We start from the raw sequence: 10,585 nt of genomic DNA on the forward strand, positions 1-10,585 counted from the left end.
TTCAAATGCCATTGGACAAAGTTCGCAAGGTTCTGAAGATTGCTAAAGAGCCGATTTCTTTGGAAACACCAATTGGTGACGAAGAAGACAGCAACTTGGGCGACTTCATTCCCGATAGCAATGCGATCCAGCCTATTGATGCGGCGATCCAGTCGAACCTGCGTGAAACAACAACACGTGTTCTGGCGTCACTGACGCCACGTGAAGAACGTGTGTTGCGGATGCGCTTTGGTATCGGCATGAACACAGACCATACTTTGGAAGAAGTTGGCCAACAGTTCAGCGTGACGCGGGAACGTATTCGTCAGATTGAAGCGAAAGCCTTGCGCAAGCTTAAGCACCCAAGCCGTAGCCGCAAGCTACGCTCGTTCCTCGATAACTAATCGAGTTGGTATAGTTGAATTGATTAAGGGCCCCGATGGGGCCCTTTTTTATGCGGCATGGTTGCGATGTTCGATGCGCCGGCTCTTTTCCCAATAATAGAGCTCAAGCAGAATAGGTGCCAAGCTTTTTCCTAACTCAGACAACGAGTAGATGACCCTTGGTCGACGTTCATTGGTAGGCGTGCGAAGTATGATGCCTTCTGCTTCCAATTCTCTGAGCTGATCTGTGAGAACCTTTTTGCTGGCTTTCGGTAACGCACGAATGATTTGGGCAAAATGCATTTCGCGCTCAGCAAGCATGTGCAGCATAATCGGTTTCCATTTTCCGGAAAAAGTTTGGACTGCAGAGGCCACCGGGCAGTTGCTTGCGTTCATCGCGTAATTCGCGGCCGGTTCAATATCTTGCATGGTCACTCCAATATCCATCGTGTATATGCACAGTATATGCGCAACCGAGCGGGAAAGCCATAGGGCACAAAATTGTAACGGATTGCCTGCAGGGTTTGAACATCTATTCTCCGCGCGAAGTCAGGAGATTTGATATGGATTTTAGAATACAGCGTGTTCCCGTTATGAGATTTGGTATGGTCAATGCCTATGTCATTCAATCAGGGTCAGGAGTGATTTTAGTTGATGCAGGACTGCCAAATTGCGAGGCGCGCGTCGCCAAGAGTTTGGCACGACTAGGACTAGAGTTCAGAGATGTCGATTTAATCATTGTGACGCATGGACATTTTGATCATGCGGGGAACGCAGCAGTGCTTCGAAAACTCTGCAATGCCCCGGTGCTAATCCATAAGCGCGAGGCGATTTATTGCGCTGGCGAAGAGAAAATGATGTTGTGCCCAACTGGCTGGGTCGGAAAATTACTGCTTCGCTCTGGCGCGCCGCAATCTCCATTTGAGTTTTTTACACCCGAACTTACGATTGATGGAAACGACAGCTTTGACCTTAAGCCGTACGGCATCTCAGGTTATGTCACGCCGACACCAGGGCATACGCCGGGTTCGATCTCTGTTGTGCTTGAGAATGGTCATACGTTTGTCAGCGACCTCGTAGCATCTGGATTAGGACTGGGTGGCATAATTCCAACGGGAATTGCCAAACGCCCACCGTTTGAGGAACGACCCGATCAGGTTGCAACGGAACTTGAAAGATTGCTCACTGATGGAGCTAGACATTTTCATTTGGGTCATGGATTTAAATTGGCTTCACGTGCGATTGAAAAGCATATTGAATTGCTCAGGAGAATGTAGGCGTTTAATTGCGCGGGTTTTTGTCTAACGGAGGGCCCCGACGGGGCCCTTTATTATGCGGTGTACATTTGTTGTTTGCCGGTGGGTTTTTCGTGATTTTGATCGTCGCCAACGGCCCAATGGACGCACAAACGAGGTTTGATCGGCGCTAACGTCACGAAAAAACGGACAAAACTAGCTTAAGTGATTCAATTGATTCAACAAAAGCTTTGTGGGACACAAATGCAGGAATCTCTAACAGAGTAATGGGGCACATGGGCTGGCTTTAGGGAATGTGATTTAATGCCAAGTGGTTAGAGCATTTTCTTGAATCAAATTATGAGTAAGCTATCGGCACTATTTTCGATTGGATCTTGGCACTCGCGCAGATAATGCCAAACAGGAGCGCTTCTCTGCGAATAGCAAATAGTGATTCAATTTCAGATGGTTGTTTTGATTTGTTGAATCAATTCATAAGGATAGCCGAATTAGCTTGAATTGTTCTATCTTTTAAAACCTAGCAACTCGTTAAAACGAATGCGCTTTACGAAGAACTTTTGTTTTACGACCCAAAACAAAGTTGACCATAGTTGGAGCATTGAGCGTGAATCTGTTAGTTAGATTGTAATAGGCAATCGCACTGGTTGTTGATTTACGGAACGAGCCCAGTTGAAGAGAAGGAAGTTTATGTCGTTTTTAAAGAAGCTCTTTGGTATGGGAAATGAACCCGCGTCTGGTGAGCCGAAGGTGCTTGGCGAAGAGCACCACCTTGACTATGTGATCAAGGCAACGGAAATGAAAGTGGGATCTGAGTATCAGCTTTCCGGCATCATTGAAAAAGAGATTGATGGTGAATTGAAGTCATCAACATTCATACGTGCTGATCGACTTGGCAGTCCTGAAATGGCAAAAAGCGCGGCAATCGACAAGGCCAAGCAAATCATAAAAGAACAAGGCGATAGCCTGTTTGGGTGACGTGTGGGTCCGATGATTTGGTTGTTGTGGGGTTAGATTTGGATCGGCGCGGCGAGGTGCCTTTGGCGCAATCTAAGTGATATTAAGTTCGCACAGAACGCTAAGCCCGCAAACACCAACATCATCATGCTGCCCGAAGTGCGGGCGATATCTGGATCAAATACAGATGAAGTGGGTGTGCCTTCAAAAAGGCCAAACATTTGAGCAGTGAGCCCAGCAAGTGCCGCGCCAATTACCGCGCCGGTAAATGAAGTTGGTGCGATCGCTCCTGAGGTCGTTGATCGTTCGGATTGTGATGCTCTTGTTATAATGACTTTGCGGTTGAATTGGCTACTGGCACCCATAGCTGCCCCTTGCACCGCAAATCCGAAACACACGATGCCTAGCGAGCCAAAATATAGACCAGCGGCTGAAATGGCCATGCCCACCGCATAGGAAAAACTCCCGAGCTGAATCATTCGAAATTCGATGATGGGGTCGTCAATTTTGTTGGTGAGCCATGCGACAGTTGTCCAAGCAAAAGCAATGATTGCCAATGCGTAGCCCGCTTGAAGTGCGGACAAGTCCCAAACCGAGCGCAAGAGCGAGGCGAAATAGACGTTGCCTGCGGATGCCGCCAGGGGAATGAGGAATATCATTGTCATGCAGATCGAAACGGCTGTGTCTTGGGTGAAGGGCCGCGCGGGCAATAGACGATTAGTGGCTTTGTTGTCTAGCCACATGAAGCCCGCTAGCATTGCAAGTGAGGTGACGATGATGACGGCGAGGATTGCTGGCGTTGTGAACTGCCCTGCCGCGCCCATAACCAGCAGGCCCACGGTGAGGAGCACAAGCCTTTTGATCGGTAAAGGATCGGCTTGCTTTTTAGCCTCTTGTTTGGGAATGGCGCGCCAAGCAATGGCCAGCAGGATCAGGACGAGCGGTACGTTAAACAAAAAGGCCGCGCGCCAAGAAATGAACTGATCCATAACCCCGGCAAACAATGGACCTGAAGCTGCTGCAACTGACCAAATGACAGAGCTAAGCGCAAACATGCGGGGCAGTAGTTTTGAGGGTAGTAAATCGGCTACCAATATATAGATCAGCGACAAAAGCATGCCTTCGCCGATGCCTTGTAGTCCTCTGCCAAGAATGACCAAGGTCAAATGGTTGGCCATACCTCCGAGCAGTGAGCCGAAAAGCAAGATCAAGCAGGCAATAGAAAAGATGTTGCGCGCGCCGATCTTGTTTTTGTAGCTACCTGCGACCACGCCGGCGACGATGGAGCCGACTTGAAACAGCGCGAACAGCCAGAACATATACTCGCGACCACCCAAATCAACAACGATTGAAGGCACAATAGTGACCGTAACGTAGCTGTTTACTGCATGAGAGCCGACAATCAGAATGTTCAGCATGCTCAACAGAATGAATTCTTTTGAAAACAGCTTGTTGAAATGGTCGGGCGGTCTTTGTGTTGGTGCGCTCATTACTCTGCAATTGGTTGAGTATTATTGGTTCGCTCGGATTGGGAATCATCAAGCGGAAGTAGGAATGACATCACCATAGCAGGTACCGACAGGGCAAAGAATGTCAAATACATTTGCGTTGCCGCGACTGAGGCTACATGTGCGTCCAAAATGCCAAATGTTGGTGTGCCGCCGAACAGACCAAGGCTTAGCGCTAGGATGCTGGCGAATGCTGCGCCGATGGCGCCCGCGGCGCTATCTATAGGAGGTAGGATTGAAGATGTTCGGTCTTTCTCTTTATGCGTGGCTGCATGCATGATTTTCTTTTCAAGAAATATCGTAGACGTGCCTAATCCCAAGCCGAGAATTGCAAAGCCAAGTGTGGCGATGGTGAGGTTGGTTAGTGACCAGGCTAAAGCAGTAATTGGAAAACTAAAGGTAATCATGGTGATGCCGGTGCGTATAAGCAGCAGTTGGTTTTTTAACTTTGCGACACCAGATAGACCCCAAGATGCTACAGACCAAGCTGCCGCAACGATTGATGCCAAAAATCCTGCGTAAATGGGACTGAGTTGCCAGATGCTTTGGAGCAGAGCGACACCATAAACACCATGACCGCCGACCGCGATTGAGATTGAAATGTTTGTCCAAATACCTAAACCGATCGTGCCTTTGGTGGTGAGTATCTGATTGGGCAACATCCGGTTTTTCGCGCGCTTGTCGCGTTTGATCGCAAAAGCGAGCAATGCCATTGAGAAGGCCAAAATGGCAAGGATTAAAACTGGGTTTGTAAATTGCCCGGTTAGGCAAATACCGGTTATTGCGGATACGAACAAAGCGAGCCGGGCGATGGGAATCCGTTGTCCGTCTTTTTGAGATGGTTGTTGTTTCACGGCGTATCTTGATTGCACCACAAGAAGGATGGCGATGACGAGATTGACCAAAAATGCGCTACGCCAGCCAAAGCTGGATTCCAACAGACCTGCGGCGAGGGGGCCAATTGCTGAAGCTGCGGCCCAAACCACAGCAAGCATGCCGATCATGCGTGCCATAAGATTGTTGGGATAGCTTTCGCTCAAAATGATGTACGATAGCGATATCAGCAGGCCTTCAGCAAAACCTTGGATGCCACGACCGAGAACAAGGTAACCGAAGTGTTGTGCGAAACCTGCAAAACAAGAGCCGACGACCAGCAAGGCAGCCGCCAAATAGATTGTATGCCGGCCGCCAAGTTTATCTTTGATCTGGGCGGAACCCATGCCCCCGACAATGGCCGCGATTTGAAAAAGGGCGAGCGCCCAATACATCAATTCTTTGCCGCCAATATCCGCCACAATGGTGGGCAGCACTGTACGCGTGACGAACAGGTTTGTGGCGTGTGAGCCAACACTGAGAATTAGGGTAAGCGTTAAGAGGGCACGCCCTTCTTTGAACAGGTCAGAGAATTTAACATGCGCGTTTTCGTCTTGGGTGCTCATTTTGCAATGTCGGCATAGAACTCGTGAACAGATTTTGCCTGTTCACAGGCCGGACAATAGGGGGAGCCCTGTTGATTGGCGGGGGCAGAATTGCCAACCAACAGGGCAGCACGATGCGCCAACGGCTCAACAGGGGGAAACGCTCTAGGGAGAGTGTTGAAGAATTTGTTGATCCACATTTTGGCACCTCGTCATTAAATAAGAAAATTCTTTCTTTATCGGTATTAGGCAGGATTATTTGACAAGTCAAATCTTTTTTTATTAGAGTGGCGCAACAGCTAAGGATCGTTTTTCATGAAAATGTCTGATGACAAGACCATTGAGCGGCTTTTGTTTCTCATCAAAACACGTGGCCCACAAACAGCTGTGGCCTTGGGTGAGTTGGTGGGCACGACCTCTGTCGCTGTGCGTCAGCATATGGAAAAACTGGCCCAGCTAGGCTTGGTGATTAGCGAGGACCGTCGCGAGAGTGTTGGGCGGCCGAAGAAATATTGGCAGCTCACCGACAAGGGTAATCAGCGTTTCCCGGATCGGCACGCGGATTTGACCATTGAAATGATAAGTTCAGTTATTGAAACATTTGGCGAAGCGGGTTTGGATAAATTGATCGCAAAACGCGAACAACGTTCGCTGGACATTTATCAATCGAAGCTGGATCAAAAATCTGCGCTTGGGGCAAAGGTCAAAACTCTTGCGAAAATTCGCGAGGCTGAGGGATATATGGCAGAAGTGGAGCCAGTTGAAGGTGGATTTTTGCTGCACGAAAACCATTGCCCCATTTGTATTGCGGCGACCACATGCCAGGGATTTTGCAAATCCGAGTTGAAACTGTTTCAAACAGTTCTGGGCGAGAATGCGGATGTTCAGCGTGAGAGCCACATTGTGTCCGGCGCACGGCGTTGTACCTATAGGATCGTTGAAAAGGCCCCCTAGCGCTTGTTCGCGCCACATTTTGTGAATAGGCTCGCGCTCATATTCGCCGAGGAGGGCAGTTATGACATTTGAGTATTTTCTAACGTGCATGGTGGTGATCTTGATCCCCGGCACGGGCATGGTTTATGCGGTAGCGATGGCCATTGCGGGTGGTTGGCGCACGGGGCTTATTGCAGCCTTTGCGAGCACAATGGGCATTGTACCCCATCTATTGGCAGCGATATTTGGCCTTGCGGTTTTGATGCACACAAGTGCGGTGGCGTTTCAATTTGTGAAATATGCAGGGGTTGCTTACCTATTGTATCTGGCGTGGCAAACGCTGCGATCTGCTGGGCCAATTCAGTTGGACGAGAAGCCAAAAGCGGTGCCGACAGTGGCTAAAGTTATTGGTTCGGGCATAGCGATCAATTCACTTAATCCAAAGTTGTCACTATTTTTCATGGCGTTCTTGCCTCAGTTTGTAAATGTGCAAGCTGCAAATAGTACGGTTGAGATGTTGGTGTTGGGAGGCATATTTATGATGCTAACGTTTTTGGTTTTTGCCATATTCGCTGTTCTGGCGTTTTCAGTGCGCCAGCTTCTGACGAATTCGCCAGCATTTATGCGCTGGTTCAGACGTACTGTTGCAGTGAGTTTTGGTTTGTTGGCGGCAAAGTTGGCCGTTTCAGAACAATAGATTCACCGGTTTAGATTCTTAAAATGACTGAAAAATCCCGTCGCGTGGCGGGATTTTTTGCTGTAATGCAGCATTTAAGTTTTCGCGATAGGCTGATGGCAAGGTGCCAACGGGTATCGACGTCGATGGGAATTTTGAGATGACGACTTCAGATGAAGAAATGCCAAAAATCAGCGTGGGCCACGAAGAGTGGATTTCTTTCCCCGATTTGGGGCTGCCCGCTGTATTGGCAAAAGTAGACACTGGGGCAAAGACCTCGTCGTTGCACGCCTTTTCCTACGAGGAAATAGAAGAAGACGGGCAACGGATGATCCGATTTGGTGTGCAGCCGGTTGTTGAGCGTCCTGATGTTCAAATTTGGTGTACAGCGCCACTTGTTGCTTATCGCGAAATCATATCTTCAAACGGTCAGGCAGAAATGCGTCCGATTGTGCGCACTATGCTCAAAGTCGGCGAGCATCAGTGGGAGATTGAGCTGTCGCTGACCGACAGAGAATCGATGAACTACCGCAAATTGCTTGGCCGCACCGCAATGGAGGGTCGAATCGTTGTTGATCCGATGGCTGTGCGGATCAACGGTGATTTGGATATTTCTGCATATGACAATCTGTCGCCAGACATGCCCGAACGTCGGTTACGCATTGCGTTGCTGAGCCGAGAACCCAACAGTTATTCGACAAAGAAAATAGTTGCTGCAGCTCAAAAACACGACATTGAGATTGATGTGATCAACACCACTCGGTGTTATATGAACATTACCGCAGACAATCCCGCCATCCATCATCAGGGTAAGGAATTGCCCTACTATGATGCGATCATCCCGCGCATTGGTGCGTCGGTGAACTATTATGGTTTGGCGGTGGTGCGACAGTTTGAAATGATTGGTTCGTTCAGCTTGAACAATGGGGCCGCCATCGGGGCTGCGCGGGACAAATTGAACGCCCATCAGGCGCTCGCAAAAGCTGGCATTCCGATGCCGGTGACCGGGTTTGCCCATTCGCCGCTTGATGTGAAAGCAATGCTTGGCATTATTGGGAAAGCACCATTTGTTCTAAAACTATTGGAAGGTGCGCATGGGCGCGGCGTTGTGTTGGCGGAAACAATGAAGGCGGCGGAAAGCGTTATTGCTGCATTTCGGCACTTGCGTGCTAATATTCTGGTGCAAAAATTTGTGGCAGAAGCGAACGGAGCGGATATTCGCTGCATCGTTTTGGGCAACAAAGTTCTTGGAGCTGTTCAACGAAGAGCGGCAGATGGTGATTTTCGTTCAAACCTGCACCAGCGCGGCAAAATCGTGAAAGTAAAAATTACGAAAAAAGAGCGACTGTTGGCGATCAAAGCAGCGAAAGTGATGGGTTTACGATTTGCTGGTGTTGATATGCTACGCTCAGATGATGGACCAAAAGTCTTGGAGGTAAATTCCACTCCAGGGCTTGAAGGGTTGGAAACGGTCACCGGTGTGGATATTGCTGGTGAAGTTGTTGAATATGTTGCGCGATATGCTCGTTTGCCAGCAGGTGTGGCCAGGCGGAAACGCGCATAAGGGAAAACGATCATCGGGGGAAGGAGTTGTTATGCGAATTATCTTGCTTTTGACCATCCTCTTATCGATTTCGGCTTGCGTTCAACGTATGGGCGTTGAGCCAAAGATTTTCCAGATCGTTAGAAATAATGACGCAGCGCAGCTTAGTGCGCTGCTTGATGGCGGTGCTGACGCGAATTTGATAAATGGCGTTGGGGATCCGCTGATATATGTGGCGGCAGGGCCCAAAGGCGGTCTTGAGGTTTTGCTTGTGCTTTTGCGGGCTGGGGCAAACCCGAATGTCGCCACCCCACCGGGGCGCACTGCACTGCACAATGCAGCGAGCTGGTGCACACCGCAGCTTGTTTCAGCCTTATTGAATGCTGGCGCAGATCCTCACCTTAAGACCAATGATGGTCGAACCGCGTTAGACGCGACTTGCAAGGCCCCGCAAAATTCGCGACAACAGATCATACAGATTTTACGCGAAGCGATGAGTAGATAATGAATCAGATGGTTGACCTGGTGCCCATGGCGCTTTGGCTTTTGGGTGCTGGTGTTGCCGGTGGATTGATGGCTGGCCTTTTGGGGGTTGGCGGTGGCATTGTTATGGTGCCCGTTATGGCGACCGTGTTTCAACTCATGGGGATGCCCACTGAAATCATTATGCATATGGCAGTGGCGACTTCGCTAGCCGTGATTGTGCCCACAGGCTTGTCGAGCGCGCGTTCACACGCAAAGCGTGGCGCCGTTGCCAAGGACTTGCTGGTACTTTGGGCACCGGCAATGGTGATTGCCTCATTTATTGGCGGCATTAGCGCTGGGTTTTATTCGGCATTTGTGTTGCGCTTCATTTTTGGCGTGATGGCGTTCTTCATTGCAATCAACTCTGTTGTGCCGTTGCAAAAGAAATTGATGGGGGGCTTGTCCGCATCGCCCATTACACATCGCTTAAGCGCTGCTTTTATTGGCTATATATCATCTTTAATGGGAATTGGTGGCGGGTCTTTGAGCGTGCCAACCATGACTGTGCTCGGTACCCCTGTTCACACAGCGGTTGGCACCAGCTCCGCGCTCGGTGTGTTTATCGCATTGCCCGCTGCAATTGGCTTCATCATTTCGGGTTGGGGAGTGGCTGGACTGCCAGCCTATTCAATTGGGTATATTTCACTGCCTGCAATGGCGGCGTTGGCGGTGGGCGCGATCATGTTTGCCCCGGTTGGTGCTTTCATCGCGCACAAGCTTTCTGCAGTGCTTCTTAAGCGTGTTTTGGCTATCTATCTTTTGATCGTGGGGACCCGCATGATCATTCAAGCGCTCTTTGGATAATTGGGCGACAAATTTGCCGCCCAAAATCTTACGTTACTCAGCGATTTCCCATGTCACATTGACGGTAATCGAATAGTCGATTTCGCCTGCTTGCATTGGCACCGAATCTGACATCGCCATTTCCATCCGGGCCACAGGTTTATATTGCTGGCCGCCATAATTGTTGTTTTCTGAGATATTGATGATCCGGCTCAGAGTAACATTTGCAGCTTGCGCATAAACATCAGCGTTTTTAATGGCCTCTGCCATCGCTTGACGGCGGGCTTCATCTAGGAGCTTGCTTGGGTTCGAAACGGAAAAGCTTACACCATTGATTGAGTTGGCCCCAACCGTTACCGCTTGATCCAAAACCGCGCCCAAATTGTCCAAATCAACAACGCTAACGGTCACCATATTCGACACACGATAGCCGCTGATCTTGGGTGGCAAAACATAACCGTTCTGATCGCGGATGTCGGTGTGTACATAATTCGGCTGCACCGAAAAACCCGAGGTTTGGATGTGGCGCGTTTCGATGCCGGCGGACTTTAGGACGTCAATGAGTGCGTTCATCGCTTCATTGTTGGCCGTTAGGGCTTCGCGCGCTGTTGTACCCTCAGTCACAAC

General features: G+C 49.5%; 12 protein-coding genes and 1 pseudogene. 9 read left to right on the forward strand and 4 right to left on the reverse strand.

All coding sequences use genetic code 11. The features are described from left to right. Nucleotides 1-383: sigma-70 family RNA polymerase sigma factor (locus Q0231_RS15335; RefSeq protein ID WP_299348880.1), on the forward strand; the 383-nt coding region annotated here is incomplete at its 5' end. Between the two features lie 48 nt (nucleotides 384-431). On the opposite strand, the gene Q0231_RS15340 is transcribed toward Q0231_RS15335, so the two are convergent. Then, the gene (locus tag Q0231_RS15340; protein WP_299348883.1) at nucleotides 432-791 is read right to left on the reverse strand and encodes a helix-turn-helix domain-containing protein; all 360 of its coding nucleotides are present in this window, start codon (nucleotides 789-791) and stop codon (nucleotides 432-434) included. A gap of 134 nt (nucleotides 792-925) precedes the next feature. Here Q0231_RS15340 and Q0231_RS15345 point away from each other — a divergent pair, with 134 nt between their 5' ends. Continuing rightward, nucleotides 926-1,639: an MBL fold metallo-hydrolase gene (locus Q0231_RS15345; RefSeq protein ID WP_269395200.1), complete on the forward strand. Its 714-nt coding sequence runs from the start codon at nucleotides 926-928 to the stop codon at nucleotides 1,637-1,639. A gap of 666 nt (nucleotides 1,640-2,305) precedes the next feature. Continuing rightward, nucleotides 2,306-2,593 (forward strand): HlyU family transcriptional regulator, encoded by a 288-nt coding sequence (locus Q0231_RS15350; RefSeq protein ID WP_299348888.1) that lies wholly within the window; start codon nucleotides 2,306-2,308, stop codon nucleotides 2,591-2,593. A gap of 32 nt (nucleotides 2,594-2,625) precedes the next feature. Here Q0231_RS15350 and Q0231_RS15355 read toward each other — a convergent pair whose 3' ends face one another. Further along, on the reverse strand, nucleotides 2,626-4,062 hold the full coding sequence (locus tag Q0231_RS15355; protein WP_299348891.1) for an MFS transporter: 1,437 nt from the start codon (nucleotides 4,060-4,062) through the stop codon (nucleotides 2,626-2,628). After that, nucleotides 4,062-5,519, reverse strand: a complete 1,458-nt coding sequence (locus tag Q0231_RS15360) for an MFS transporter (RefSeq protein WP_299348894.1) — start codon at nucleotides 5,517-5,519, stop codon at nucleotides 4,062-4,064. Before Q0231_RS15360 ends, Q0231_RS15355 begins: the two co-directional genes overlap by 1 nt. Nucleotides 5,520-5,813: 294 nt before the next feature. Here Q0231_RS15360 and Q0231_RS15365 point away from each other — a divergent pair, with 294 nt between their 5' ends. From Q0231_RS15365 to Q0231_RS15385, 6 genes and pseudogenes are all read left to right on the forward strand, one after another. After that, a complete protein-coding gene (locus Q0231_RS15365; protein ID WP_269395196.1) occupies nucleotides 5,814-6,452 on the forward strand; it encodes a metalloregulator ArsR/SmtB family transcription factor in 639 nt (212 codons plus the stop codon). A 61-nt stretch (nucleotides 6,453-6,513) separates the two neighbouring features. Then, a complete protein-coding gene (locus tag Q0231_RS15370) occupies nucleotides 6,514-7,128 on the forward strand; it encodes a LysE family translocator (protein WP_269395195.1) in 615 nt (204 codons plus the stop codon). Between the two features lie 160 nt (nucleotides 7,129-7,288). Then, nucleotides 7,289-7,690: pseudogene (locus tag Q0231_RS16765) on the forward strand (ATP-dependent zinc protease); the annotation flags it as partial. 57 nt (nucleotides 7,691-7,747) lie between these two features. Next, complete coding sequence (gene rimK, locus Q0231_RS15375) at nucleotides 7,748-8,671, forward strand: 30S ribosomal protein S6--L-glutamate ligase (protein WP_367274505.1); 924 nt, start codon at nucleotides 7,748-7,750, stop codon at nucleotides 8,669-8,671. A 31-nt stretch (nucleotides 8,672-8,702) separates the two neighbouring features. Continuing rightward, the gene (locus tag Q0231_RS15380; protein WP_299348899.1) at nucleotides 8,703-9,155 is read left to right on the forward strand and encodes an ankyrin repeat domain-containing protein; all 453 of its coding nucleotides are present in this window, start codon (nucleotides 8,703-8,705) and stop codon (nucleotides 9,153-9,155) included. Next, complete coding sequence (locus tag Q0231_RS15385) at nucleotides 9,155-9,979, forward strand: sulfite exporter TauE/SafE family protein (protein WP_299348902.1); 825 nt, start codon at nucleotides 9,155-9,157, stop codon at nucleotides 9,977-9,979. Before Q0231_RS15380 ends, Q0231_RS15385 begins: the two co-directional genes overlap by 1 nt. Nucleotides 9,980-10,012: 33 nt before the next feature. Here Q0231_RS15385 and Q0231_RS15390 read toward each other — a convergent pair. Next, a partial coding sequence (locus Q0231_RS15390) for an SIMPL domain-containing protein (protein ID WP_299348904.1) occupies nucleotides 10,013-10,585 on the reverse strand: 573 nt, incomplete at its 5' end.

The sequence above is a fragment of the uncultured Maritalea sp. genome (assembly GCF_937139385.1).
GTDB classification, from domain to species: Bacteria; Pseudomonadota; Alphaproteobacteria; order Rhizobiales; family Devosiaceae; genus Maritalea; species Maritalea porphyrae_A.